19 protein-coding genes are annotated in these 26,496 nt (G+C 75.8%); 16 read left to right on the top strand and 3 right to left on the bottom strand.

The annotated features are described in order from the left end of the window. Window positions 1-128: 128 nt before the first annotated feature. Window positions 129-1,709 carry a serine/threonine-protein kinase gene (locus ACFY0O_RS36825; protein ID WP_388955250.1) on the bottom strand — a complete coding sequence of 527 codons (1,581 nt, stop codon included), beginning with the start codon at window positions 1,707-1,709 and terminating at the stop codon, window positions 129-131. A gap of 196 nt (window positions 1,710-1,905) precedes the next feature. Between ACFY0O_RS36825 and ACFY0O_RS36820 the strand changes: the two genes are divergently transcribed. The 11 genes from ACFY0O_RS36820 to ACFY0O_RS36770 all read left to right on the top strand — a co-directional run bounded on the left by ACFY0O_RS36820 (window position 1,906) and on the right by ACFY0O_RS36770 (window position 14,512). Then, window positions 1,906-2,304 carry a hypothetical protein gene (locus ACFY0O_RS36820; RefSeq protein WP_388955249.1) on the top strand — a complete coding sequence of 133 codons (399 nt, stop codon included), beginning with the start codon at window positions 1,906-1,908 and terminating at the stop codon, window positions 2,302-2,304. 123 nt (window positions 2,305-2,427) lie between these two features. Then, entirely contained in the window at window positions 2,428-3,912 is a 1,485-nt protein-coding gene (locus ACFY0O_RS36815; protein ID WP_388955246.1) for a CehA/McbA family metallohydrolase, read from the top strand. A gap of 162 nt (window positions 3,913-4,074) precedes the next feature. Next, the gene (locus ACFY0O_RS36810; protein ID WP_388955244.1) at window positions 4,075-6,714 is read left to right on the top strand and encodes a polysaccharide lyase family 8 super-sandwich domain-containing protein; all 2,640 of its coding nucleotides are present in this window, start codon (window positions 4,075-4,077) and stop codon (window positions 6,712-6,714) included. A gap of 330 nt (window positions 6,715-7,044) precedes the next feature. Next, window positions 7,045-7,995 carry a SagB/ThcOx family dehydrogenase gene (locus ACFY0O_RS36805; RefSeq protein ID WP_388955241.1) on the top strand — a complete coding sequence of 317 codons (951 nt, stop codon included), beginning with the start codon at window positions 7,045-7,047 and terminating at the stop codon, window positions 7,993-7,995. A 3-nt stretch (window positions 7,996-7,998) separates the two neighbouring features. Beyond that, the gene (locus tag ACFY0O_RS36800; protein ID WP_388955238.1) at window positions 7,999-9,087 is read left to right on the top strand and encodes a hypothetical protein; all 1,089 of its coding nucleotides are present in this window, start codon (window positions 7,999-8,001) and stop codon (window positions 9,085-9,087) included. Next, on the top strand, window positions 9,084-10,448 hold the full coding sequence (locus ACFY0O_RS36795; protein ID WP_388955236.1) for a YcaO-like family protein: 1,365 nt from the start codon (window positions 9,084-9,086) through the stop codon (window positions 10,446-10,448). The genes ACFY0O_RS36800 and ACFY0O_RS36795 overlap by 4 nt, the downstream gene beginning before the upstream one ends. Continuing rightward, on the top strand, window positions 10,423-11,172 hold the full coding sequence (locus ACFY0O_RS36790; protein WP_388955233.1) for a type II CAAX prenyl endopeptidase Rce1 family protein: 750 nt from the start codon (window positions 10,423-10,425) through the stop codon (window positions 11,170-11,172). The genes ACFY0O_RS36795 and ACFY0O_RS36790 overlap by 26 nt, the downstream gene beginning before the upstream one ends. Beyond that, the gene (locus ACFY0O_RS36785) at window positions 11,169-11,930 is read left to right on the top strand and encodes a type II CAAX prenyl endopeptidase Rce1 family protein (RefSeq protein ID WP_388955230.1); all 762 of its coding nucleotides are present in this window, start codon (window positions 11,169-11,171) and stop codon (window positions 11,928-11,930) included. Before ACFY0O_RS36790 ends, ACFY0O_RS36785 begins: the two co-directional genes overlap by 4 nt. Continuing rightward, complete coding sequence (locus tag ACFY0O_RS36780; RefSeq protein ID WP_388955228.1) at window positions 11,927-12,916, top strand: ABC transporter ATP-binding protein; 990 nt, start codon at window positions 11,927-11,929, stop codon at window positions 12,914-12,916. The genes ACFY0O_RS36785 and ACFY0O_RS36780 overlap by 4 nt, the downstream gene beginning before the upstream one ends. A gap of 1 nt (window position 12,917) precedes the next feature. Next, window positions 12,918-13,667, top strand: a complete 750-nt coding sequence (locus ACFY0O_RS36775) for an ABC transporter permease (RefSeq protein ID WP_388955226.1) — start codon at window positions 12,918-12,920, stop codon at window positions 13,665-13,667. Window positions 13,668-13,669: 2 nt separating this feature from the next. Beyond that, window positions 13,670-14,512, top strand: a complete 843-nt coding sequence (locus ACFY0O_RS36770) for a class I SAM-dependent methyltransferase (RefSeq protein ID WP_388955223.1) — start codon at window positions 13,670-13,672, stop codon at window positions 14,510-14,512. 28 nt (window positions 14,513-14,540) lie between these two features. Here ACFY0O_RS36770 and ACFY0O_RS36765 read toward each other — a convergent pair whose 3' ends face one another. After that, entirely contained in the window at window positions 14,541-15,767 is a 1,227-nt protein-coding gene (locus ACFY0O_RS36765) for a saccharopine dehydrogenase family protein (protein ID WP_388955220.1), read from the bottom strand. A gap of 113 nt (window positions 15,768-15,880) precedes the next feature. On the opposite strand from ACFY0O_RS36765, the gene ACFY0O_RS36760 reads away from it, so the two are divergent. Then, window positions 15,881-16,591 (top strand): TetR/AcrR family transcriptional regulator, encoded by a 711-nt coding sequence (locus tag ACFY0O_RS36760; RefSeq protein WP_388955217.1) that lies wholly within the window; start codon window positions 15,881-15,883, stop codon window positions 16,589-16,591. 153 nt (window positions 16,592-16,744) lie between these two features. Then, complete coding sequence (locus ACFY0O_RS36755) at window positions 16,745-18,274, top strand: APC family permease (RefSeq protein ID WP_388955215.1); 1,530 nt, start codon at window positions 16,745-16,747, stop codon at window positions 18,272-18,274. Between the two features lie 26 nt (window positions 18,275-18,300). Here the strand turns inward: ACFY0O_RS36755 and ACFY0O_RS36750 are convergent, their stop codons facing one another. After that, window positions 18,301-19,092: an ABC transporter ATP-binding protein gene (locus ACFY0O_RS36750; protein WP_388955212.1), complete on the bottom strand. Its 792-nt coding sequence runs from the start codon at window positions 19,090-19,092 to the stop codon at window positions 18,301-18,303. 110 nt (window positions 19,093-19,202) lie between these two features. Between ACFY0O_RS36750 and ACFY0O_RS36745 the strand changes: the two genes are divergently transcribed. The 3 genes from ACFY0O_RS36745 to ACFY0O_RS36735 are packed head-to-tail and all read left to right on the top strand — an operon-like array spanning window position 19,203 to window position 26,343. After that, entirely contained in the window at window positions 19,203-22,469 is a 3,267-nt protein-coding gene (locus tag ACFY0O_RS36745; protein WP_388955210.1) for an FtsX-like permease family protein, read from the top strand. Then, the gene (locus ACFY0O_RS36740; protein ID WP_388955208.1) at window positions 22,466-25,387 is read left to right on the top strand and encodes a hypothetical protein; all 2,922 of its coding nucleotides are present in this window, start codon (window positions 22,466-22,468) and stop codon (window positions 25,385-25,387) included. Before ACFY0O_RS36745 ends, ACFY0O_RS36740 begins: the two co-directional genes overlap by 4 nt. After that, complete coding sequence (locus ACFY0O_RS36735) at window positions 25,384-26,343, top strand: ABC transporter ATP-binding protein (protein WP_388955206.1); 960 nt, start codon at window positions 25,384-25,386, stop codon at window positions 26,341-26,343. Before ACFY0O_RS36740 ends, ACFY0O_RS36735 begins: the two co-directional genes overlap by 4 nt. The last annotated feature ends 153 nt before the right edge of the window (window positions 26,344-26,496 follow it).

Below are 26,496 nucleotides of genomic sequence, written 5' to 3'. Positions count from 1 at the left end.
CGCCCGACCCCTTCCCCAGGCTCCCGGTCCGGGCGGTCCGCGCCCAGACCGGGCCGGGGGATCCACGGCTCAAACCACCTGGCCGAGTGAAGGGGCGACCTGCAGAAACGATCCCCGACGGCCCCGGCTCAGGCCTTCGCGATCCGGAGCACCGACGCGATCAGCAGGAAGGGCGACACCACCGCCCCGATGACGGCCACCGGCAGGGCCACCCACATGAGGGGATGGGTCCCGGCCTCGTACGGCATGTCCTCCTGCACGATCACGGCCCACGCCACGTGCAGGGCCGTGCCCGCGATCAGGGCGATCCAGTACAGGCCGATCCCGGCCGACCACAGCCGGACCCGGCCGGGCGGCACCCTCGTCAGCCGCTTCCGGTAGACCTGCAGCCACGCCATCGCGCCCAGGAGCAGGAGGGCGACGGGGAAGCGCCACCAGTCGTCGTGCACGGCCCAGTCGTGCGCGGCGCTCGGCCGCTCGGATTCGGACGGGAACCGCGCGGCCCGGTCCAGCAGGTCGAACCCCCCGACGAGCAGGGCGACGACCGGGACCAGGAAGAACAGCCCGTAGAGCGGCCGGCCGAGCCCCGTGGTCAGGGACCGGACGGCGTCCTCCCGGCGGAAGGGCGCGGCCGACGACGCGGCGCGGGGGCGGTCCTGCCCGGCCGGTGGCCGGCCGGGCAGGACCGCCGTGGGCGGCGGGGTCCGCGGGGTCCGCGGCGGCGGCGCGAGGGTGGTCACCCCGTCCGGTCCGGACGCCGCCGCGGACACGGCCCCGGACGCGGGCTCCCGTACGGGGCGCTCCGCCGCCGCCTCCTCCTCGGGCTCCACCGCCTCCGCGTTGAGCAGTTCCTCCGCCTTCTGCGCGATGGCGGCCACCACGGGCGCCGGCAGCCACGGGCCCGTGCCCGCCCGCGCCCCGGCCGTGGCGACCAGCTCCGCGACCGCGGGCCGGTCCTCGGGCCGCTTGGCCAGGCAGCGCCGGGCCAGTTCCCCGAACGGGCCCCCGACCCCGTCGAGGTCGGGTTCGTGGTGCACCAGCCGGTACAGCAGCTCGGCCACCGACCCTCCGCCGAAGGGGCCGCGCCCGGTCGCCGCGAAGGCCAGCACCGCTCCCAGGGAGAACACGTCCGCCGCCGGGCCGGCGGTCCGGCCCTCCGCCTGCTCCGGCGACATGTAGCCCGGCGAACCCACCACCAGACCGGTCCCGGTCAGCACCGTCGCGTCGGCGGACCGGGCGATGCCGAAGTCGATGAGCAGCGGTCCCGCCTGGGAGAGCAGCACGTTGGACGGTTTGACGTCCCGGTGCACCAGCCCGGCCCCGTGCACCCCCGCCAGCGCCCGCGCGAGTCCGGAGAACAGCCGCCACAGGGCCTCCTCGGGCAGCGGCCCGTGGCTGATGACGGCGTCGGAGAGGGCCGGCCCCGGAACGTACGCCGTGGCGAGCCAGGGCACCTCCGCCTCCGGGTCGGCGTCCAGCACCGGCACCGTCCCCGCGCCCCCGAGCGACCGAGCCGCCCTGACCTCCCGGGCGAAGCGCAGGCGGAAGCCGGCGTCGTCGGCGATCTGCGCGTGCACCACCTTGAGGGCGACCGTCCGGCCGCCGGGCGACCGGCCGAGGTAGACCCGGCCCATGCCGCCCTCGCCCAGGCGGTACAGCAGCCGGTACGCGCCCACGCGGCGCGGATCGGTCGCGGTCAACGGCTGCATGCCACACCCCCGTGAGACCTCTTCCCCGTCGTCGCCCACGCGACGCGCGTCCCGTGGGCGCCAGACAGCATGGCACACGGAACACCGCCCGGGGCCTCACCCGTTCGGCCCAGCATGCCGCAGTCCACGGCCGGTCGGCTGGTTAGCCTCGAAGGCGCGAGGGGGGATTCCTGCCCAGCCCCAGACGGGAGCCACCGTGAACTCCACCCTGCGTGCCCTTGCCTGCGCCACCCTCACCGCCACGCTGCTGGCGGGCGGCGCCGCGACCTCGTACGCCGCCGCGTCGCCGTCCCCCAAGGGGAGCGCGAGCGCGAGCGCCGAACAGCCGAGCCTGACCATCACCGTCGACAGGACCGAAGTGAAGGCCGGGGAGAAGGTGCACGTCACAGGCCGCACCAAGGGCCTCAAGATAGGCAGCAAGGTGGTCCTGCAGCACAAGAAGGACGGGAAGTGGACCACCCTCAAGGCCGAGACCGTCGTCAAGAACGGCAGCAGCTACGCCCTGGACGGCAAGCTCAACACCAAGGGCAAGGAGGAGCTGCGGGTGCTCTCGGGTGATGTCTTCTCGCCCAGCACCACCGTCACGGTCCGCTGACCCACCACCGCGGCGGAGCCCCGGCTGTGCCGGGGCTCCGTCCGGCACCGCCCCCACCAGCCCCACCGGCCGAACGTCCGTGCGTTTACGTGGGGTTCACCTCCGCCCGCGACCCTGGGCCCCATGGCCCTCAGTAGACGAGCACTACTGGCACAGGCAGCCGCGTCGGCCACCGCCGTCGCCGCCCCTTCCCCCTCGCCCGCCGCCGCGGCCGCGGAACCCGAGCCGGCCACGACCACCACCACCCTGCGCGGCACCATAGGGCCCGGCGCCCCGGACTTCGTGTACGTGCCCTTCGACGTCCCGCCGGACGTGCGCGAGTTACGCGTCTCCTACCGCTACGACAGACCGCCCACCCCGCCGGGCACCCCCGGCAACGCCCTCGACATAGGCCTGTTCGACCAGCACGGCACCGCGCTCGGCGGCCGCGGCTTCCGCGGCTGGTCCGGCGGCGCCCGCGGCGAGTTCCTCCTCCGCGCGGACGAAGCCACCCCCGGCTACCTGCCCGGACCGCTGGAGCGCGGCCGGTGGCACCTCGCGCTCGGCCCCTACACCGTGGCCCCCCAGGGACTGCCCTACGAGATCACCGTCACCCTCGTCCACGGCGCACCGGCACCCCCCGCCCCCCTGACCTACCCGCCCGAACGCCTCCCCGGCCGCGGCCGGGCCTGGTACCGCGGGGACTGCCACATCCACTCCGTGCACTCCGACGGCCGCCGCACCCCCGCCGAGCTCGCCGCCCTCGCCCGCGCCGCCGGCCTGGACTTCGTCAACACCTCCGAGCACAACACCCACAGCTCCCACACCGCCTGGCAGGGCGCCGCCGCCGCGGGTCTGCTCGTCCTCACCGGCGAGGAGATCACCACCCGCACCGGCCACGTCCTCGCCGTCGGCACCGATCCGGGCACCTTCGTCGACTGGCGCTACCGGGCCCGGGACCGCCGCTTCACACGCTTCGCCCGCGCCATACGGCAGGCGGGCGGCCTCGTCGTCCCCGCCCATCCACACGCCACCTGCGTCGGCTGCGCCTGGAAGTTCGGCTTCGGCGAGGCCGACGCCGTCGAGGTGTGGAACGGCCCCTGGACGGCCGACGACGAGGTCTCCCTGGCCTCCTGGGACGCCACCCTGTGCGCCGCGAACGGCGACCGCTGGCTGCCCGCCCTGGCCCACAGCGACTACCACCGCGACCCGGACCGCGTCGGTGAACCCCAGACCGTCGTCCTGGCCGACGACCTGTCCCGCGCCGCGATACTGGCGGGGCTGCGCGCCGGACGCGCCTACGCCGCCGAATCCTCCGCCGTCTCCGTGGACTTCACCGCCGTCACCGCCCGCGGGGCCCACGCGGGCATCGGGGAGACGCTGGCGCCGGCCGACGCCGACACGGAGGTCCTCGTGCGGCTGTCGGTGACCGGAGCCGAGGGCTGCGAGCTGCGCCTGGTCACGGACCAGGGCCTGGTCCTCACCGTGCCCGCGGCGGCTTCCGCCCAGTGGCGCACGACCTCCGCCCGCACCGCCTACGTCCGCGCGGAGGTCCGCCACCCGGCCCAGGCGCCACCCCTGCCGGGGCCGCCGGCCGCCCTCACCAACCCGATCTGGCTGCGCCCCTGACGGCCGGCGCGGCCGGAGCCGCCGGGCGGCCGGTACGGCATCCGGCGGCCGCGGCCGTGTCGGACCCGCTGCCCGGCGCCGCGCGCGTGGTTGGCTGGGCCCGGTCGCCGGGGCGGCCGGATCCGGCCCGGCGGCCGCGGCCCGACGGAGGAGGCGGCGGCGGTGGACCTCTCGCGCAGACGGATGCTGAACGCCCTGTCGTGCGCGGGCGTCCCTCCGGTCCTGCGGGGACGGGCAGCCGGTGACCAGGGCGGGGAGCGCGTGCCGGACCGGGACGCCGCGTGCGCACGGCTGCTGGCCAACCTGACCGCCCTGTTCGCGGGTACGGCCGCGTCCAACCGCCGGCCCGAGACCCGCCCCCTGCTCGACGCACTGGCCCTGGCGGCGCGCGCGGACCTCGCCGCCATGGACCGTGCCCGGGGCGGCGAGATCTTCGCGGGGCTCCCGCTCGGGGACTCCGAGGCGCGGCTGGAGGAGTCGTTCCGCAGGCTCTACGGGATCGCCCTGGCCACCCGCGTCCCCGGCGGCGCGGCGCCCGGCGCCTCCGGGGGCGGGGCCGCGCGGCCGAAGGTGCTGCGCGCGCTGGTCCGCCTGTACGAGGAGCACTACGGCGACCGGGCCCCGGCCTCCCACGGCAACTGGTTCCCGTGGGAGATCGGCATCCCGCGCCACGCCGGCCGGACCCTGGCGCTGCTCGCGCCGGAGGCGGCCGCGCGGTATCCGGGGCTGACGGCGGCCTACGTCGCGGCGATGGACCGCCGGCTGGGCCACGGCGCGGCCGGGGACGTGGACCTGGACTCGCGCTTCCACACGGCGGCCAACCTCGCCGACATCACCACCAACCGCATGGTGCAGGGGGCCCTGCTCGGCGACCCCGCCCGGATCCGCAAGGCCGTCGCCGACCAGCTGACGGTCCTCGACCCCCTCGACCCCTACGCCCCCCGGCACGGTGTCACCGACGGCTTCCACCGCGACGGTTCGTTCGTCCAGCACGGCTCCGTCGCCTCCACCGGCTCCTACGGCACGGCGCTGCTCACGCGGGTCGTGGAGGCGCTCTCACTCCTCGACGGGACGGGCCTGGGGCCGGGGCCGGAAGCGGGAGCGGCCGTGTACGGGTGGATCCGGGACGGCTTCGCCCCGCTGGTCTTCGAAGGGTGGATGACGGAGACGGTCAAGGGCCGGGCCCTCACCCGGCCGCAGGGCGGGTACGCCGACGCGCGAGCCGTGTGCGAGGCCGTCCTGGGGCTGTCCGCCCTCACCACGGGCGACCGGGCCCGGGCCCTGCGGGCCTACGCCAGGCACCTGGGCCCCGCCTGCCGGGCCGGCGCCGACCCGGCCGCCTTCGTCTCACCCCTCTCCTTCGCGCGCTACGCCGACCTCCTCGCCGACCCCGCGGTGCGGGCCGCGGACCTGGCGCCCCCGCGCGCCAGCTTCGCCTTCAACGCCATGGACCGGACCGTCCACCGGCGCCCCGGCTACGCCTTCGTCCTGGCCCGCAGCTCGACGCGGACCAGCAAGTACGAGTACCTGAACGGCGAGAACCTCATGCCCTGGTTCCAGGGGGACGGGGCCCACCGGCTGTACCTGTCGGGCGAGGACCAGGGCCCGGGGCACGACGTCGGCCACTACGCCACCGTCTCCCCCTACGGCCTGCCCGGCGTGAGCACCCCCGTCGAGCGGCGCCGGACGGTGCCCGAGCTGTACGGCGGCGCCCTGTACTACGACAACCCGTCCCACGCCCTGGCGTTCACGGCCTCCTCCGCGTCGCAGAACGCCTACGTGTACTTCCCGCGCGGGACCGCCGACTGGTCGGGCGGGACGGTCCTCGGCGCGTACGGCGCGGCCGGAATGGTGCAGAGCGACGACGAGGCGTTCCGGGACCGGGCACTGCTGCCGGCGGACTTCACCGTGTACCGCGGCGCGACGGCCACGAAGTCGTGGTTCCTGTTCGACGAGGAGGTCCTCGTCCTGGCGGCGGACGTCGCGGACCTCGCCGGACGGGCGGTGACGACCACGGTCGACGCCCGCACGGCGCACCCGGACGACCGGATCCTCGTCACCGGCGCCACCCGCGACGGCCGTCCCTACGAGGGGCCCGGCGCGGGGACGGCCCCGTGCGGCCTGCGGTGGCTGCGGCACGCCAATCTCACCCGGGGCACGGCGGTCGGCTACCTCTTCCTCGACCCGTCTCCCGTACGCGTCGGCCTGGACCTGGTCACCGGCAGTCCCAGGGCGGTGCGCCTGGCGAACCCGGCCGCCCCGGTCACCCGGCGGGTGTTCACGGCGGCCCTCGACCGGCCCGCGGGCGCGCCGCCGCTGTGCGCCGCCTGGGCCCTGGTGCCCGACGCCGACGAGGAGCGGATGCGCGGCTACGGCACGCGGGGCGGGCCCCTGCGGGTGCTGGCCAACACCGCCCGCCTCCAGGCGGTGGCGCACACCGGTCTCGGTCTGCTCGCCGCCAACTGCTTCGCACCCGGCCCGCACGGGACCGCCGCCCTGCGCCTGGACGGACCCGGGTCCGTGATCGTCGCCCACCGGCCGGCGGACCGGGACCCCGCGGCCGTGCGGGTGGCCGTCTCCGATCCGACCACCCGCCGGGCCGCCGTGGGACTGCTGCTGCCGGGCCGGTGGCTGCGGCCGGTGGAGGGGGACCCGCGAGTACGCGTACGCCATGTCGCGGCCGGCACCCGGCTGGAGGTGGACACCCGCCGGGCCCACGGCCGGAGCTTCACCGTCACCCTCCGGCCGACCGCCCGCACCGGCCCCGTCCACCGGACCGTCACGCCACCCAACTGGATGTAAAAGAAAGGGAGTTGAGGGTTCACGCGACTGCTTCTCGCCACCTCCGGCGGCTGCTACGCTCCAGGCGGCCTGCGGGTCCGGGCCGTTGTTCTTCGCGTCCTCGATGGGAGGTGAGGGAAACAATGCTGAGCTTCTCCGGCCAGGTCGGCAGCACCGCCACGGGCGGTGCGTTCGTCCAGGTCGCTCCGGGCGCCAGCACCACCTGCGGTGGCGGGAACTGCTGCTGCAGCTCGTGCTGCAGCTGGTAGCCGCCGATGTCGGGCGGGGTCGCCGGCCCCGCTCGACGCCCTGCCCTCACGCGCGCACCCCGTCGTCGAAGGAAAGGCCGAGATGTCACTGAAGGACTCGCAGGAAGCCGTCTCCGACCACCTGGGCCGCAACAGCCACCTGGCGACGGTGGCGGCCTTCGGCCAGCAGCACACCTCCGTGTCGATGTACAGCGCGACGACGGTGGTACGGGCGCCGGAGTCGGTGGTCCGGGGGAGGTGGAGTCCGGCCGTGCACGGCTTCGTGGGGGAGGAGTTGCTGCTCAACCACCGCCGCGGGGGGCGCGATCTCGGGATGCAGCTGGGGGTGTCCCGGTTCTACGGCCACGACGCCGTCCTCTCCACCGCGCACAACGACCTCCAGGAGCGGCTCGACGGGGCGGTCGCCCTGCCCCCGCACCGGCGACTGCGCAGCGGCCTGACCGACACCGTCGCCGGCCGGCGCAGCGGCCGCGGCTTCTCGGGCAAGCCGGTGACGCTGGAGGACCTGGCCACCGTGCTGTGGCACGCCCAAGGGATCTCGGGCAGCCTGCCGGTGCCCACGGCCCAGGACGGCGACGCCGCCGTGGCGCTGCGCAACGCGCCCTCCGGCGGCGGGCTCTACCCGGTCCGGGTGGCCGTGCTCGCCCAGCACGTGAAGGGCCTGGCGCCGGGAGCGTACGCCTACCAGCCGCACAGCCACACCCTGTTCCCCTGCCGGCCGCAGCCGCGGCCGGTCGAGCTGGCCCGGCAGCTGCAGACCAAGGACGTCGAGGCGGACAAGGCGGCCCTGGCCCTGGTCTACGTCTACGACCTGTACTCCAACTCGCAGAAGTACGGGGACAGCGGACTGGTCTTCGGGCTGATCGAGGCCGGCGGGATCTCCCAGAACGTGCACCTGGCCCGGACCTCGCTGGGCCTGATCGGCTGCGACCAGGGCGGGTACGACAAGCAGTCGCTGGAACGGGAACTCGGCTGCGACGGCACCTCGCGCCACGTGATCCACCTGACGCTCCTCGGACACGGAGAGGCCTGAGCCATGACCCCCGCACCCTCCGCTTCGAGAGTCCTCCTCGCCACCTCCGTCCGGCTGCTCGCCGTGGAGCCGGGCGTCATCCGGCTGCGCTGGGGCATATGGAACTTCTCCGAGGTCAACGTCGACCTGCGGGCCGAGTCGCCCGCGGTCCGGGCCGCGATGACCGCCCTGTTCGAGACGCTGGCGGCCGGCAAGCCGGCCGACGGCACCTTCGCCGACGCCGCCGGCCTCACCCCGGTCGAGCGCGCCAACCTGGAGCTCGCCGTCAACGAGCTGCGCCAGGCCGGGTTCCTCGCGTACGACCGTCCGTCCGAGCGCGGCGCGGACATGGCCCGGGCCCTGCTCGGCAACCTGGACCTGTACGGCGCCGCCGAATCGGCCGCGGCGACGGTCGCCTTCGCGGCGGACTCGCCCAGCGCCGCCGCGTACGTGGCCGCCCAGGCCGAGGCGCTGGACCTGCCGCTGGAGCCGTTGCCGGCGGACTTCCTGGACGCCCTGCACGCCGCCGACCTGACCTCGGGGACGGGCGGTCTGGCCGCGGCGGACGCGCTGAAGCGGCTGAGCGCGACCGTGGCGCACTGCGACGCGCTGGTGGTCCACCTCGGGCAGGCCTCGATCCTGGCGCTGCGCGCGCTCAACCGCCTCGCCTGCCACCTGGAGAAGCCGGTGGTGGTCGGTCTGGTCGACGGCCCGTTCGCCACCGTCGTGGGCGCCGACAGCCCGCGCACCGGCTGCCTGGAGTGCTTCGAACAGCGCTCCCTCGCCCGGCTGGAGGACCACATCGGCTACCACAGCATGGTCGGGGCCACCGCCCCCGGCGGCACGGGACGGGCCAACGGCGTGGAGTCGCTGGTCTGCGCCCATCTGGTCAACGAGGCCGTGCTGCTGCGCTCGCTCGGCACCTCGCGCTTCCTGGGCCGGGCGCTGAGCATCTACCTGCCCACGTACGAGATCCAGGCGCAGGACGTCCTGCGCATCGGGACCTGCCCGGCCTGCGGCCACGTCGCCAGGGACGTCGTACGGGAGATCAACTTCAACAGCCGGGTGATCGTCGACCACCACGTGCGCGAGGCGCTCGGAGGGGGCCGATGAGCGGCATCCCGCTCCTGGGCCACCCCGGGATGGGCGCGGCGCTCGCCCGCTACGGGCGGATCGGCGGCAACCAGGGCGGGATCCTGCCCGGCATGCTGGTCTCGGTCGCCGCCGTGGAGGGCGAGCCGTACCTGCGCTCGGCCACGGCCGCGATGCCCCAGTACCACCGGCTGGCGCTGGACGACCCGCACATGCAGATGCAGTACCACCTGGCCGGCTACGGCTCGACCCACGAGGAGGCGGTGACCCGGCTCACCGGCGAGGCGGTCGAGCGCTACGCGGCGATCATGGCCATGCCGCTGTTCGCGGACCGGATCGAATACGCCTCCTACCGTGCGCTGTCCTCCCGGCACCGCGTGGCGCCCCTGGAACTGCTGGGCGTCTTCGACGCCGGACAGCAGGAGCGGATCGCCCGGATGATGCCCCGGTACTCGCCCGTCCCGCCCGGCGAGGACGACGTGATCGCGTGGATCGCCTGTCCCTCGCTCACCCGGCCCGGGGAGGAGGTGTACCTGCCGGCGCAGCTGGTCTTCCTCGGCTTCCGCAGCGAACCGGTCGCGGGCGACAAGCTGTTCACCCCGTCCTTCTCGACGGGCACCGCGGCCCACGTCTCCCTCGACAAGGCCCTGCTCGGCGCCCTCGTCGAAGCCGTGCAGATCGACGCGTTCATCCTCAACTGGTACACCGACGCCAAGGCCCCGCTGATCGACCTCGACGCGGACGGCCACGAGCTGCTGGAGGCGGCCGGACTGGCCCCGGACGGGCCGTACGAGGTACGGGCGAGCCTGCTCACCCGGCCGGAACTGCCGCTGCCGAACATCGGGGTGACCCTGGTGCGCCGGGACGGGAAGCTGCCCTACATCGCCTTCGGGCTCCAGGCCGACCCGGACCCGCGGCGGGCGCTGCTGCGCGGCGCGGCGGAGGCGGCGGCCATCCTCGGGATCGGCATGTTCAGCACCGTCTTCGACCTGCCCCACGTGCACTTCGCGCAGCACGGCTCGGCCTACACCGACCTGGACACCAACGTGCTGTGGTTCGCCGCCCCCGGGGACGCACGGCGCAAACTCACCGCGGTGGAGAGCCGCGTGGAGGGCCGCACCGGCTTCGCCGCGCTGCCCGGCTACGCCGACGGCGACACGGCGGCGATCCGCCGGCTCCTGAAGGACCTCGGCGGTGTCGGCGAGTTCGCCGGCTACCTGGACTTCACCCCGCCGGAGCTGGCCGACACCCCGTGGCGCGTGGTCCGGGCGGTCGTCCCGGAGCTGCTGAGCATGTGCCTGCCCGGGTTCCCGCCGAAGAACCATCCGCGGATACGAGAGCACGGGGGTGTGACCCATGTGGTCCCCCACCCGCTCCCTTGAACTGCTGGTGCTGGCGGCCACCGTCGCGCCCGCCGAACTGATCCGCGTCGCCACGGCGTTCGGCCCCGCGGCGAAGGCGGGAGCGGACCGGATACGGGCCGCCCGGCGGGGGCTGGCGGGCGTCCCGGCCGCCTACCTGGTGGTGACGGCGGCGGCCCTCGCCGTCGCCGCCGACGGCGGCTTCCTCCCGGGCGCGCTCCCCGGCCGGGCCCCCGGCGTGCTCTGGCTGCCGGCCGCGGCCGCGGTGGGGGCCGCGCTGGTCGGCGCCGAGTTCGCGGTCGGCGCCCTGCCCCGGCTGGCGGCCGGGGCGGGCCTGCCCCGGCTCGCGGTGCACCGCGACGGCGGCGCCGCGAGCGCCGGGTACGCGGTGTCCGTGCTGGCCACCGCGGTCGCCGAGGAACTCCTGTACCGGGGCCTGTGGATCGGGGTCCTGCACGAGCGCCTCCACCTGCCGGCCGGTGTCGCGGTCGCGGTGGCCGCCGTGGCGTACGCGGTGGGACACCTGTTCTTCGGGGGGCTCGCGGTGGCGCAGAAGGCCCTGTCCGGGGCGGTGTTCGGGCTGCTGTTGGTGGTGTCGGGCAGCCTGGCGGTGCCGCTCGTGGCGCACCTCGCGCAGAACGGGACGGTCTTCGCCCTGGCCGTCCGCCAGGAACGGGAGCAGGAGCGGGAGCGGGAACACGCGCACCGGGCGCGTGCGGCCGCCGGACGGGAGTCCGCCGGATGAGCGTGCCCGCCTTCACCGCGCTGACCACCGGCGCGGTCGCCCTCTGGCTGGCCCTGTACCGGCTGCCGTTCGGCGATCCGGCACGGCGGCGGCGCACCGCCCTGTGGCTGGCCGGCTGGACCCGGCTGCGCCCGGAGCCGGCCTTCGCGGTGTTCGGCACCCTCGTCTACCTGGTGCTGGGCGGCCTGGCCCTGGCGGTGCTGCTGGCGGCCACACCGCTCGCGCTCCGGCAGGTGTTCGCCGTCCCCGCGCCCGGGGACGCGCTCGCCCTGCTGCTGGCGGTCCTCGGTACCTCCAGCACCACCATCCTGTGCGTGTCCCTGCTCTACCGGGTCCACCCGCGGGCGGACGTCCCCGGTGAAATCGCCCGCATCCAGTGGATCTCCGCGATCCTCGCCCTGCCCCGGCACTCCCGGTGGACCGTCCCGGCGGCCGCGGCCCTGTTCGAGGAGGTCCTCTTCCGCGGGGCGGTCCTGCTGGGGCTCGGGGCGCTGGGCGCCGGCCCCGCCTTCGCCCTGGGGTTCAGCACCATCCTGTTCGCGGCCGGCCAGGTCGCCCTCGTCTCCACCCGCATCCAGGCCTACGTGCTGGGTACCTCCAGCCTCGTCCTCGGCACGGTCGGCGGCCTGCTGACCATCGCCACCGGCGGCGTGCTGCCCGCCCTCGTGCTGCACATGTCGTTCGCCGGCTTCTACACCAACCTCAGCGCCTCCCCGGCAGCGGGAGCGCGCACGGCCCCCGGGAGGCTCAGCCTGTGACCACCGACCAGCCGCCCGCCGGACCGCCGCCCGCCACCGACCCGGCGCCGGCCCCCGTCGTGCACGCCGACCGGCTGACCGTCGCCTACGGAACCTTCACCGCCGTCCGCGACGTCTCGTTCCGGATCCGCCCCGGGGAGGTCTTCGGGCTCATCGGGCCGAACGGCGCGGGCAAGACCTCGGTCGTCGAGGCCGTCGGCGGCCTGCGGCCCGTCCGCGGCGGCACCGTCACGGTCTGCGGCCACGACCCCCGCCGCGACCGCGCCGCGGTCACCCGGCTGCTCGGCATGCAGCTCCAGGAGTCCCAGTTCCCCAGCCGGGCCCGGGTCGGCGAACTGTGCGACCTCTACGAGGCGGTCTACCGCACGCCCGGCGCCGCGGCCGCCCTGCTGGAGACCTTCGGCCTCGCCGACCGCCGCAGCAGCCTGATCACCGACCTCTCCGGCGGCATGCGCCAGCGGCTGGCCCTGGCCCTCGCCCAGATCGGCGACGTCCGCCTGGTCGTCCTCGACGAGCTGACCACCGGCCTCGACCCGCACCAGCGCCGCGAGACCTGGCGCTCGGTCCTCGACCTCGCCGCCCGCGGGGTCGCGGTGCTGCTCACCTCGCACGCGATGGACGAGGTCGAGGCGCTGTGCGGCCGGGTGGGCGTCCTGCGGGCCGGGGAACTCGTCGCGCTCGACACCCCGGCGAAGCTGACCGAGGCGCACGGGGGCCCCTCCACCTTCCTGGTCGAGCTCGGGGGGCCGGGTCCCGGCCGGGCCGCCGGGATCGAGGAGCGGCTCGCCGGCCTCGGACTGACCCTGCTGCCCGGCGCGCCGGACCGGCTGGAGTTCGCGGGCAGCTACCCCGCCGACTACGACCGCATCGTCGGCCTGCTGGCACGGGCCGGACTCCCCGCGTCGGCGGTGAGCCGCCGCACCCCGGGCTTCGAGGACGCCTATCTGCGCCTGGTCGGCGCCGCCGCCGTGAAGGAAGGGGCCTGAGATGTCGGTGCTGTGGCCGATCGTGCGGTTCGAGGGGCGGCGGATGCGGCGGAACTTCGCCCCGGTCTTCTTCGCCCTCGCCTTCCCGGTGCTGATGCTGTGCATGTTCGGCGGGATCTACGGCAACGAACCGGCCAAGGAGTTCGGCGGGCGCGGGACGGTGGACATGTCGGTGCCCGCCTACCTGGTCCTGGTCGTCGCCGTCACCGGGCTGATGAGCTTCCCGCTCGGCCTCGCCGAGTACCGCGACCGCAAGGTCCTCAAACGCTTCCGCGCGACCCCGGTCGACGCGTCCGCCTTCCTCGTCGCCCAGGGGCTGGTCAACCTCGCGCTGACCCTGCTCGGAGCCCTGCTGCTGGTCGCCTCCGGGTACCTGTTCTTCGGACTCCACCTGCCGGCCACCCCCGCGGCCGCCGCCGCGACGGCCGGGGCCCTGCTGCTGTGCGCCCTGGCCATGTACGCGCTCGGGGGAGTGGTGGCCGCGGTCGCCCCGTCCGAACGCGCGGCGGTGGCCATCGCCAACCTGGTCTACTTCCCGATGATCTTCCTGTCGGGGGCGACCATCCCGCTGCAGATCTTCCCGGACGCCATGAAGACCATCAGCGCCGCGCTGCCCGCGACCTATGCGGTCGAGCTGCTCCAGCACGCCTGGCTGGACGGTCCCGCCGACGTCGCCCTCGACCTGGGCGTGCTCGCGGGCGTGGTCGTCCTGGGCACGGTGGCCGCCGCGCGGCTGTTCCGATGGGAGTAGCGGTGCCGGACGCAGGCTCCCCGCCCCCCGCCCCGCGGACCGGCCCGCCGGACGCCGACGAGGTCCCGGACACCGCCTTCCTCACCGCGCTCGCCCGGGCCCGCGCGACGGCCGACCCGGACGGCGTGCTGCGCGACCCCTACGCCGAACGCTTCGCCCGCCTCTGCCCGGACTCCGTCGTCCGCGTCACCCGGCACACCGCGGGGCCGTCCGTCGTCGTCGCCCGCACCCTCGTGATCGACCGCATGCTCTCCGGGCTGCTCCGCAACGGGCCCTGGGACGCCTGCGTCAACCTCGGCGCGGGCTTCGACGCCCGGACCCACCGGCTGGACTGGCCCCCCGGCTGCCGGGTGACCGAAGTCGACCGCGCCGCCGTCCTCGACCTCAAGGACCGCCTGCTGCCCGCCGCGACGGCCCGCGTCCCGGTGGAGCGGCTCCGCTGCGACCTGCGCGAACCCGCCGCCCTCACCGCACTCCTGCGGCCCCGCGTCGCGGGCCGCCAGACCCTCCTGCTGGCCGAGGGGCTGCTCACCTACCTCACCGCGGACCAGGTCCGCGCCCTGGCGGCAGCGGTGGCCGGGGCGGCGGGCGCCGGCAGCGCGTGGATCTGCGACGTCCTCTCCCCGGCCTCCGCCCGCACCCTCACCGCCGCCGCCCGCACCGCCGGAACCTCCCTGACCCTGCACGGCCTCCCCGACCTCGACGCCTTCGAGGCCGCCGGCTGGCACTGCGAGCACCTCGAACCCCTGCCCACGGCCCGGCCCCCCGCCGGGGCCGCCGGCACGGCCCGGCAACTCCCGGACGGCGTACTGCGCTTGGGACGGGCTGCTGCTCCTGCTCCCTGACAGTGCCGCCGCCGCGGAGCGGGGCGGCTCAGCCCTGTTCCCGGACGCCCCACGGGGAGCCGTACGCCGTGAGCAGGTCCAGGAACGGGCGCGGTGCGAAGGCCTCGGGGCCGAGCACCCCGGCCCGGGCCCACACACCGCCGGCCATGAGCTCCAGGGCCACCACCGGGTTGACGGCGGTCTGCCACACGACGGCCTGGGAGCCGTACTCGCGCATCGACCACCGGTTGTCCACCACGTGGTACAGGTACACCTCGCGCGCCCGGCCGTCCTTGGTGCCCTTCACCCAGGTGCCCGCGCAGGTCTTGCCGGACATGCGCTCGCCCAGCGTCGCCGGGTCGGGCAGGCAGGCGGCCACCACGTCGCGCGGGGAGACCCGTACCGGAGCGCCGTCCGCACCGCGGACCGTGACCGGCTCGGTCGAGTCCAGGCCCAGCGCGTGCAGGGTCTTGAGCTTGCCGATGAAGTCCTCGCCCAGCCCGTACTTGAAGGTGACGCGCCGCGCGTCGACCCAGCGCGGGACCAGCAGCACCTCCTCGTGCTCGACGTTGACGCACTCCACCGGGCCGATGCCGTCGGGGAAGTCGAACACCTCCGGCTCGCTGAACGGCTCCGTGGTGAACCATCCGCGCTCGCGCTCCCAGACCACGGGCGGGTTCAGGCACTCCTCGATCGTCGTCCAGATGTTGAACGAGGGGGCGAACTCGTGGCCCTCGACGGTCAGGTTCGCCCCGTCACGGATCCCGATCTCCTCGATCTCGTCGAACAGCTCGTCAGCCGCGTAGCGGGCGAAGACGTCCGAGAGGCCGGGCTCCACGCCCATGCCGACCAGCGCCAGCCGGCCCGACTTCTCCCAGGCCTCGGCCCGGGCGAACTGCCCGTCGCCCAGCTTGACCCCGCACTCGGCGTACGGCAGGGCGGGGTGCGGCCGCGACAGCGACATGGCCATGTCCATGTAGTGGCTGTCCGCGGCGAGGGCCGCCTCGAACAGCGGCATCACGAAGCGCGGGTCGGTGGCGTTCAACAGCACGTCGCACCGCTCCTCGGTGAGGAGCGCGGCCACCGCCGCCTGGTCGGAGGCGTCGATCCGGCGGGCCGTGAACCGGCCGGCGGAGTCGTCGAGGGCGGCGACGGCCGCCTCGGCGCGGGCGAGGTCGTAGTCGGCGACCACGAAGTGGTCGAAGAAGTCCCGGCGGGCCGCGATCCGGGTGATCGCGGTACCGACGCCGCCGGCGCCCACAAGCAGAACACGCATGACGAAACCCTCTCTCAGCGGGGTCCACGAAGGTCCGTGCCCCTCGGGAGGGATGAAAGCGGGGCCCGCGAGATAAGGTCAATGGTGTTGGCATAAGACCGGGAGGGTGTGCGATGGCGAAACCGGTGGTCCCCGAGGACGCCCGCAGGCGGCGGCGTCCCACCCGGCAGGGCGTCGTCCTGTCCGAACGGCTGATCGTCGACACCGCCCTGCGCATGCTGCGCGAACACGGCAGCGCCGGGCTCTCCGCCCGCCGGCTCGGCGCCGCCCTCGGCGCCGACCCCAGCACCCTCTACCGCTACTTCGACGGCATGGACGGCCTGACCCTCGCCATCGGCGAGGAACTGATCGGACGGGCCCTCGAAGGATGGACCGCCACCGGGACCTGGCGCTCCGACCTGCGCGAACTCGGCCTGCGCATCCACGGAGCCTACCTGGCCCACCCCCAGGCGGCCGTGCTCACCGCCAGCCGCGTCACCGGCCGGCCCCGCGAGATCGCCGCCGACGAGGCGGTCCTCGGGATCCTGCGCACCGCGGGCTTCCCGGACCCGGAGGCGGTCCTGATCTACCACGCCTTCATCGACCAGAGCCTGGCCTTCGCCTCCCTCGACGCCGGCGCCCTCGCCCTGAGCGAGGCCTCGCGCCTCTCCGACGAGCAGCAGTGGGAGTCCACCTACGCCAAGCTGCCGGCCGACCGGTACCCGCACATCGCGGCCACGGGCAGGCTGCTCGCCGCCCGGATGAACCACAGCGCCTACCCGGTCGCCCTGGACATGCTCCTCGCCAGCGCCGAGGCCCGTCTCCAGGCCCTGCGCACCCGCTGAACCCACCGGCTCCGGCGCCCTCCGGCGCCCCTTATGCCAACACCATTGACCCCCGAGCGGCCGCGCGGGTTTCCTCTTCGCAGTTCACGCCCTGTTCACACCACGCCCGGCAGCGGCGCAGCCCGCACACCGCACACAGCACAGCGAGGGACGATGGCCGCAGACACCCCCACGGAGACCGCCGCCCGGCAGCACACCGAACCCGCGACGGCCACCGCCCCCACCGCCCCGGCCGGCGCGCTCAAGGCCGACGCGATCGGCTTCCTCGACGCCCTCGCCATCGGCCTCAACGCCACCTCGCCCGCCTACTCGCTGGCCGCCGTCATCGGCCCGCTGGTGGTCCTGGTGGGGGTGCACGCCCCCGGCGTCATGCTCGCCTCCTTCGTGCCGATGCTGCTGATCGCCTCGGCCTTCCACTACCTCAACCGCTCCGACCCGGACTGCGGCACGACCTTCTCCTGGGCCACCCGCGCCCTGGGCCCCACCACCGGATGGCTGGGCGGCTGGGCCATCGCGATGACCGGGGTGCTCGTCGTCGGCTCCCTCGCGGACGTGGCCGTGGGCTTCGGCCTGCTCGCCGTCGGCGCCGACGGCCTGGCCGGGAACGCGCTGGTCCGCGAGGTCCTGACCGTCCTGCTGATCCTGGTGATGTCCTGGCTCTGCGTTCGGGGCACCGAGGCCTCGGCACGCTTCCAGAACGTGCTCGTCCTGCTCCAGGTGATCTGCCTCGTCGTGTTCGCGGCCGTCGCCCTGTACCGGGTCTACGCCGGGACCGGGAGCCTGGACGCCGTACGCCCCGCCGCCGGCTGGCTGAACCCCTTCGGTGCCGGAGGCTCCGCCCTCACCGGCGGGCTGCTGCTCGGCGTGTTCGCGTACTGGGGCTGGGAGTCCGCCCTCAACCTGACCGAGGAGACCAAGGACTCCGCCAACGCCCCCGGCCGCGCGGGCATCTGGTCGACCGTCGTGCTGCTCGCCACCTACCTGTCCGTGGCCGTGGCCGTCGTCGCCTACGCGGGCACCGCCTACCTCGCGGGACGGGCCGACACCGAGGAGGACGTCTTCGCCGCCCTCGCCCACGAGGTCCTCGGCGGCTGGGACTGGATCCTGCTCCTCGCCGTCAGCACCTCGGCCCTCGCCTCGACCCAGACCACCATCATCCCCGCCTCCCGCACGGCCCTGTCCATGGCCCGCCGCCACGCCCTGCCCGCCCGCTTCGCCCGCGTCGACCCCCGCCGGGGCACGCCCGGCACGAGCACCTGGTGGGTCGCCGGCACCGCGACCGTCTGGTACGTGGTGATCCACCGGATCAGCGAGAACGCCCTCGCCGACTCCCTCACCGCGCTCTCGCTGCTCATCGCCTTCTACTACGCCCTCACCGGCATCGCCTGCGCCGTCTGGTACCGGCGCCGGCTGACGCGGGGCCTGCGCCCCTTCCTGCTGCTCGGCGCCGGGCCGCTGGTGGGCGCGGCCCTGCTGGTCTGGCTGCTGGTGGAGTCCGTCGCCGACATGGCCGACCCCCACAACGCGGCCTCCTCGACGGCCTGGTTCGGCCTGGGCGCACCGCTGGTCATCGCCCTCTTCCTGAGCGCTGCCGGAGTGGTGCTGATGCTCGTGCGCAGGGCGGCGTCGGCGGCGTTCTGGCGCGAACGGCCCGGCACCCACCAGGACACCCCGCCGGCCTAGGCACCCGGGCGGGTGCCGCCCGACCCCTACCGGGCGGCGGGCGCCGCGGCGTCCGCGCCGGTGGCGACGATGCGGCCGTCGCGCAGTTCCACGACGCGGTCGGCGAGTTCGATCAGGTTCGGGTCGTGGGTGGCGACGAGGATGGTCACCCCCTTGCCGCGCACCAGTGCGCGCAGCAGCTCCATGATCGACCGGCCGGTCTCCAGGTCGAGCTGGCCGGTGGGTTCGTCAGCGATGATCAGCGCGGGGTCGTTGGCCAGGGCGCGGGCCACCGCGACGCGCTGCTGCTGGCCGCCGGAGAGTTCGCCGGGGCGCTGGTCGGCGTGGTCCGCGAGGCCGACCAGGGCGAGCAGGGTCCGGGCGCGCTCCTCGCGCTCCCTGGCGGGGACGCGGCGCAGCCGCATCGGCACGCCCACGTTCTCGGCGGCGGTCAGGACGGGGATCAGCCCGAAGGACTGGAAGACGAAGCCGATCCGGTCCCGGCGCAGGGCGAGCAGGCCCGCCTCGTCGAGGCCGGCCAGGTCGGTGCCGTCGAGGGTGATCCGGCCGCCGGTGGGGGTGTCCAGCCCGCCCAGCAGGTTGAGCAGGGTGGTCTTGCCGGAGCCCGACCGGCCCCGCAGGGCGGTGAGTTCGCCCCGGCGGACCTCGAAGGAGACCCCGCGCAGGGCGTGTACGGTCTGCGCGCCGCTGCCGAAGCTGTGGCGCACCTCCTCGGCGACCACGATCGGCGTGTCCGCGCCCTGCCGTGCCGCCGGGACCGTCGGCGTGTGCTGGTGTTCCGTCACTGTGCTCCCCCTGCTTCGGACTTCCGATCGCATTTGCGCATCTGTCTCACCAATCACGCAAGTCCCTTCCGCGCTTCGATCGGATCTGACAACATCGTCCGCTATCCGGTACCGAAGGTCCGGACGGGGGAGGGACTGCACACGTGCTCGGCTTCGTCGTGCGCCGACTGCGCGGGCGATGGCCACTCGCCGTCGCCGTACTGCTCACCGTACTGATCACCGCGACCGCGCTGACCGCGCTGACCTCCTTCACGCGCGGCGTGGGGGAGCAGGGACTGCGCCGGGCCCTGACCGGCCCGGAACACTCCCGGACCGGCGTCGTCGTCACCAGCGGCCAGAACGCCGCCGCGCGCGCCAAGGACGACGAGGCCGTACGGGCCTACGCGGGCCAGGTCTTCGGCCGGCTCCCGGTGGCCTCCGACAGCGTGGCCCGCAGCCGCTCCTACGGACTCCCCGGTGCCGCCGTCTCCGGCCGCGACGCGGACCTCACCCTGCTGGCCGCGTTCGGCCGCGAGCACGTACGGCTGCTCGCCGGAGCCTGGCCCCGGCCCGTCACCGCCCCCGTCGGCGACCCCGCCCAGCCGCTCCAGGCCGCCGTGCCGCGCACCGCGCTCGCCCGCCTCGGCCTGGCCGAGTCCGCGCTGCCCGCGCCCGTCCGGCTCGACGACCGCTTCGGCGGGCCCCCGCTGACCGTGCTGGTCACCGGCGTGTACAAGGCCGCCGCCCCCGACTCCGGGTACTGGCGGCTCGACCCGCTCGGCGGCCGCGAGCTCCAGGTCGGCAGCTTCACCACCTACGGCCCGCTCATGGTGGACGACACCGCCTTCACCGCCGGCGGCATCCTCCAGAACTACCGCGGCACCCTCCTCACCCCCGACCTCAGCACGGTCACCACCGCCGAGGCCAGGGCCGTGCGCACCGCCGCCGCCCCCGCGGGCGCCGCGCTCAAGCGCACCACCTCGCTCCAGGCCGCCACCGAACTGCCCGAACTGCTCGCCCAGCTGGACTCCGGACTGCTGGTCGCCCGCTCCACCCTGCTGGTCGGCGCCCTCCAGCTCGCCGTCCTCTCGGCCGCCGCCCTGCTCCTCGTCTCCCACCTCATGACGGCCCGCCAGGAACCCGAACGGATCCTGCTCACCGCGCGCGGCGCCTCCCGCCGGCGCCTCGGCGTGCTGAGCGCCGTCGAATCACTGCTGCTCGCCCTCCCGGCCGCCGTCCTGGCACCGCTGCTCGCACCGACCCTGCTGCGGCTGCTGGGCCGCTTCGGCCCCCTCGGACGGGTCCGCCTGGAGATCCCGGACACCTGGCTGGTCTGGCCCGTCGCCGCCGGCTGCGCCCTGGCCTGCGTCCTGCTCACCACCCTCCCCTCCGCCCTGCGCGGCGCCTCAGCCGCCGTACTGCGCCGGGCCGGCCGCCGGCAGGCCCTGGTCACCGGCGCCGCCCGCTCCGGACTGGACCTGGCCGTGGTGGCCCTCGCCGTCCTCTGCCACCAGCAGCTGTCCCACTACGGCGCGAGTACCTCCGCCACCGGCCCCGCCGACGGCGGCCTCGGCGTGGACCCCGTGCTGGTCGCCGCCCCCGTCCTCGCCCTGTGCGCGGGCACCCTGCTGGTCCTGCGGCTGCTGCCGTTCGCCGCCCGGGCCGGGGGACGGCTCGCCGCCCGCGGCCGGAGCCTGGGCCCGGCCCTCTTCGGCTGGCAGCTCGCCCGCCGCCCCGGCCGCGCCACCGGACCCGTGCTGCTGCTCGTCCTCGCCGTCTCCAGCGGGGTCCTCGCCCTCGGCCAGCACGCCGCCTGGTCCGCCTCCCAGCGCGACCAGGCCGACTTCCAGACCGCCGGCGGACTGCGGATCTCCGCCTCCGGCATGTCCCCGATGGGCCAGGGCGGACGATACGGCTCCCTCCCGGGCGCCGACCACCTGATCCCCGTGGTCCGCCAGGACCAGCCGCTGCCCGGCGGCGGCACCGCCGACCTCCTCGCGCTGGACGCCGCCAAGACGGGCGAACGCGTACCCCTGCGCGCGGACCTGCGCGGCGGCCGCGGCATGCGGGAGCTGTTCGCCCCGCTCGCGCCCGACACCGCCGGGGCCCCGGCCGCGGCGCCCGCGCTGCCCCTGCCCGGCTCGCCCCGACGCGTCGACCTCGACGTGACGGTACGGTCCACCGGAACGGACCACGCCGCCGTGAGCCTGCTCCTGCGCGACCGGTTCGGAACCGTCCACACGACACCGCAGATCACCCTCCCCGCCGGCGGGGACGCCACCCTCCGCTTCCCCCTCGACGCCCTGGCCGACGCCCCGATCGGCTCCGCCGCCACCCCGCTGGCGCTGGCCGGGCTGAACCTCTCCTACGCCGGCGACGGCGGCCCCGCGGGCGACGGAGCCGAACTGGCCCTGCGCCGCGTCGCCGTCTCCGACACCCCCGACGGCGGCCCCGTACCGGTCCCCGCCGGTACCGCGGGCTGGCAGCTGGCGCCCCCGGCGCAGCCCCGCGCCTCGGGGACCCCCGTCCTCGCCCCGGCCGCGGCCGGCTCCACCGACGTGCTGCGGCTGCGCTACTGGGGCGGGTTCGGCACCGAGAGGGGCGTCCACGCCCTGCTGTTCCCCGCCCCCGCCGCCCCGCCCGCCACCCCGGTCCCGGCGGTCGCCACCACCGGCTACCTGCGCTCCCTCGGCGCCGCCACGGGCGACACCGTGCACGTCACCGTCGACGGGGTGACGGTCCCGCTGCGGATCACCGCCGCCGTGGAAGCCCTCCCCGTCGCCGGACGCACGGCCCTCGCCGTCGACCTGCGCACCCTCGGCCGGTTCCTGCTGGAGACCGCCGGGCAGCAGCCGTCCCCGCCCACCGAGTGGTGGCTGCCCGCCGACTCGGCCGCCGACCCCGTCCCGGCCCGCGCGGCCAAGGCCCTCCGCGACGGGGCCAGGACCGAACGCGTCCAGCTCAGCGGGGAGATCGCCGCCGGCCTGCTGGACGACCCGCTGAGCGCCGGCCCGCAGAGCGCCCTCGCCGCCCTCGCCGCCGCCTGCGCGGTCCTGGCCGCCATCGGCTTCGCCACCGCCACCGCCGCCGAACGGCGCGTCCGCGGACGGGAGTCCTCCGTACTGCTCGCGCTCGGCACCCCCCGCCGGTCGCTGGCCCGGGCCGCCGCCGCGGAGGGGGCGGTGCTGATCGTCCTCGGGACCGCCGTCGGCACCGGGCTGGGCGTCGCCCTCGTCCACCTGATGGCACCCCTGGTCGTGCTGACCCCGGCCGCGCACCGGCCGTTCCCGCCCGTACAGGTGGACATGCCGGCGTGGCAGACCCTGCTCACGGCCGCCGCCATCGCGGCCGTCCCCCTGCTGTCGGCCGCCACCGGCGGCCCCCGGGGCCGCGACATCGCCGCCCGGCTGCGCCCCGTGGAGGAGATGTGACCACCCCGCCGCCGTCCGCGACCGAGGAACCCTCCGCGCCCGCGGCGCGGACCGCCGCCCCGTCCGGTGCCCGGCCCGCGCCCTGGGTCAGGACCCGGCTGCGGGCCGCCCGGGCCGGCAGCGTGCTCGCCGCCGTGCTCGCGTTCGTCGCCGTCCTGCTGGCCGCCGCCCTGCCGCGCGCCCAGGACCGCGGCGCCGACCAGGCGCTGCGCTCCTTCCTCCAGCGCGGCGGCCCCGGCTACACCAGCCTGCTGGCCACCGCGCCGCCCCAGGAGGGGGCCCACGGCACGGACGCCCTCGACGCGACACGGGCCGCCCTGCTCGCGCACACCGGAGGCAGCTTCCACGTCGACCCGGACACGGTGGTGTACGGCACGTGGACCGTCAAGGGCCGCGCTCTGGTGAACCCGGGCCTGGCCGCCCCCTCCGGCCTGCCGCCCGTCATGCGCCTGCTGTACCTCCGCGACGCCCGGGCCCACGTACGGCTGGTGGAGGGCCAGTGGCCGAGCGAGACACCCGCCGCCGGCACGGCACCCGCCGCACGCGGCGCCGCCGACGACGGGCCTCCCCTGCGGATCGCCCTCTCCCAGCGCGCCGCCCGGACCATCGGAGCCGGCCTCGGCACGGTCCTCACCACCTCGCCCGCGCCCGGCGGAGGCCCCCGCGCGGAGGTCGTCGGCCTCTACACCGTCCCCGACGAGAGCGAGGACTTCTGGGTGGACCTGGGCTGCCTCGCCTTCGCCTGCGAATACCACCAGGGCGAGAACAGCTACTGGGCGGCCGACGCCCTGGTCGGGGCCGCCGACCTGCCCCGCCTGGACGGCTGGAGCTCCACCGCCGAGGACTTCTGGCGGCTGCCGGTGGACACCGGCCGGCTGCGGGCGGACCGGCTCGGCGCCACCCGCCAGGACATCGCCTCGTACGTCACCGGGCCCGTCTCCGCCGAACTCCTCACGCAGACCGGGCGCGAGATGCTGCGCACCAACTCCCGGCTGCCCGAACTCTTCACCCAGGCCAAGGCCCGCAGCCAGGCCGCTGCACCGCTCGCCGCGATCGGCCCCGCCGGGGTGGCGGGCGTCGCCCTCGTCGTGCTCTGCCTGGCCGGAGCGCTCGCCGCGGACCGCCGGGAGTCCGAGCTGCGGCTGCTGCTGGCGCGCGGCGGTTCACGCGCCGGCATCGTCGCCCGGCTCCTCGGCGAGGGCGCCGTCACGGTGCTCCCGGCGGCCGCGGCGGCCACCGCGCTCGCCGTCCTGACGCTGCCCACGCCCCGGCTCGCGGCCTCGCTGCTCAGCGCCGCCGCCGTCACCCTGCTCGCGCTGCTGGCCTTCCCGGTCCGCGCGGCCCTCCTGCTGTCCCCGCCCCGGCCGGCCGTGCGCTGGCGCAGGCCCGTGGCCGAACTGCTGGTTCTGATTGCCGCCGGGGCAGCCGTCTCCGAGGTGCGCCGCCGCGGGGTCGCGCCGGCCGGCAGCGACACCGACCCGCTGCTGATCGCCGCACCGCTGCTGCTCGCCCTGTGCGGGGGCCTGCTGCTGGCCCGGCTGCTGCCGCTCGTCACCGGCGTGCTCGCCCGGGCGGCCGGCCGCAGCCGCGGACTGGTCGGCTTCCTCGGACTGGTGCGGGCCGCGCGGGGACCGGGCGCCGCGGCACGCGGCCGGAGCGGGCCCTCCGTCCTGCCGCTGATCGCCCTGCTGCTGGCCGTCACCACCGGCGGCTTCGGAGCCGCGGTCCTGGCCTCCGTGGACGCCGCCCGCCTCGCGGCCGCCCACCGGACGATCGGCGGCGACGCGGTGGTCTCCCCCGTCGGAGCCGGATCGCTCCCGGACGCCCTGGTGCAGTCCGCGGCGCGGCTGCCGGGCGTCCGGACGTCCGCCGCGGTGTGGAGCGACGACGACGCCTTCGTCCAGGGCACAGCCGAGGGCCGTACCCGGGTCACCCTGGTCGTCGCCGAGCCCGCCGCCTACGCGGCACTCTCCCGGGGCCTGGGCTGCGGAGCCTTCGACCCCGCCCTGCTGGGCGGCGGCACCGGCTCCGCCGACGCCCCGGTGCCGGCGCTGTTCAGCGCCGGTCTGGCACGCAAGGCCGGCCCGGGCACGTACGCGCTGCGGCCCGGGCCCGGCGGGGAGCTGCGCGTACGCACCGCCGGAGTCGTCGGCTGCACCCCCGCCCCCTCGGGCCCGGGCGGGGAGACCGTGATCCTGCCGGCCGGGCCCGCGACGGCCTCGATCCGCGGGGGAGTCCAGCCCAACCGGTGGTTCGCCCTCGGCCCCGTCGACGGCGATCGGCTGCGCGCCCTGACCCGGGCCGCCCGCCCCGCGCCGTCGGCGGCGCCCTCGGCCCCCGCGTCGTCGCGGCCCCCCGCGCCGTCGCAGCCCGCCGCCGGGCAGGACCCGCGGGCGCGGCCGGCCGCCGGGGCGAAGCCGGCCGACGAGCGGTACCTGGTGCGCACCAGCGCCGAGTACGTCGCCGAACTGGGTGCCGATCCGCTCCAGGGCTCGGCCGAGCGGCTGTTCTGGTCCTGCGTGGCCGCCGCCGCCGGATTCGCCCTGCTGGCCGTGCTGCTGACCCTGCTGCGGACCGTGCCCGAACGGGCGGCGCTGCTGGCCCGGCTGCGCACCATGGGACTGCGCCGCCGTCAGGGCGTTGCCCTGATCCTCGCCGAGGCCCTGCCGCAGACCCTGGCCGCCGCCCTCGGCGGAGCCCTGGCGGCGGCGGTGGCGGTGGCCCTGCTGGGCCCGGCGATGGACCTGTCCACGCTGGTCGGCGCGACCGCGCCGACCGGCGTACGGCTCAGCGCGGCGGCCGTGCTCACCCCGGCCCTGGGGCTGGCCGCGCTGGTCGCCGCGGCCGTGCTCCTGGAGGCGGCGACGTCCGGGCGCCGGCAGATCACCACCGAGTTGAGAGCGGGAGACCAGCGTTGAACACCGACCAGCCGACGTACGAGGAGCTGCACCGCAGGGCGGCGGCGGCCACGGAGGCCCGCACCCCCGCGCCGGACGCCGCGATCGCCTGCGACCGTCTGGTGCGCATCTTCAGTACGGACGGGATCGAGGTGCAGGCCCTCCAGGGGCTGGAGCTGACCGTGGCCCAGGGCGACCTGGTGGCCCTCGTCGGCGCCTCCGGCAGCGGCAAGTCCACGCTGCTGAACATCCTGGCCGGCCTGGACGTGCCGACGGCGGGCAGCGCGGCGGTCGCCGGGTACGACCTGCTGGAGCTGTCGGCGCGGGACCGGCTGCGCTACCGGCGTGAAGCGGTCGGGTTCGTCTTCCAGCAGACGGCCCGCAATCTGCTGCCTTTCCTGACGGCAGCTCAGAACGTGGCGCTGCCAATGCAGTTGAAGGGCGGTGGCGGGCGGCGCGGTGCGCGGGCCCGGCAGTCGGCGCGGGTCGCGGAGGTGCTGGACGCCCTCGGGATCGGCGACCTGGCCGACCGGCGTCCGGCGCAGCTGTCGGGCGGGCAGCAGCAGCGCGTCGCCATCGCCGTCGCGATGGCCAACGACCCCAAGGTGCTGTTGGCCGACGAGCCCACGGGCGAGCTGGACTCGGAGACCGCGGCGGCGGTCTTCGAGACCTTCCGCACCGTGAACAAGGAACTCGGCGTGACGGTGGTCATCGTGACGCACGACCCCATGGTGGCGGGCGAGGTCCGCCGCACCGTGGCCATCCGCGACGGCCGCACCAGCAGTGAGGTCCTGCGCAGCCTGGTCACCGACGAGCACGGCGAGGAATCCGTCAGCGAACGCGAGTACGTGGTCCTCGACCGCTCCGGCCGCGTCCAGCTGCCGCAGAAGTTCCTGGCGGCCCTGGGCATGGAGCACCGCCTGGCGGTCGACCTGGCCCCGGACCACATCGAACTGCGGGCGGACGGCGGCAGTTGAGCCGGATTCGGAGGAACCTCCCAGGCCGGCGGCGGGGTGCGCTCGTTTGTGCGCACCTCGGTGAGACGGCCAGGAGTTTCGTGTGTTCCACCAGTGCGAAGTGACCTTGGTGGCGGCGCAGACTTCCTGGTGAGGGCCGCGGCTCGTCATGTG

The organism is Streptomyces sp. NPDC001594 (genome assembly GCF_042893675.1).
In the GTDB taxonomy this organism is placed as follows: domain Bacteria; phylum Actinomycetota; class Actinomycetes; order Streptomycetales; family Streptomycetaceae; genus Streptomyces.
This window is presented reverse-complemented; position numbering and strand designations above follow the sequence as displayed.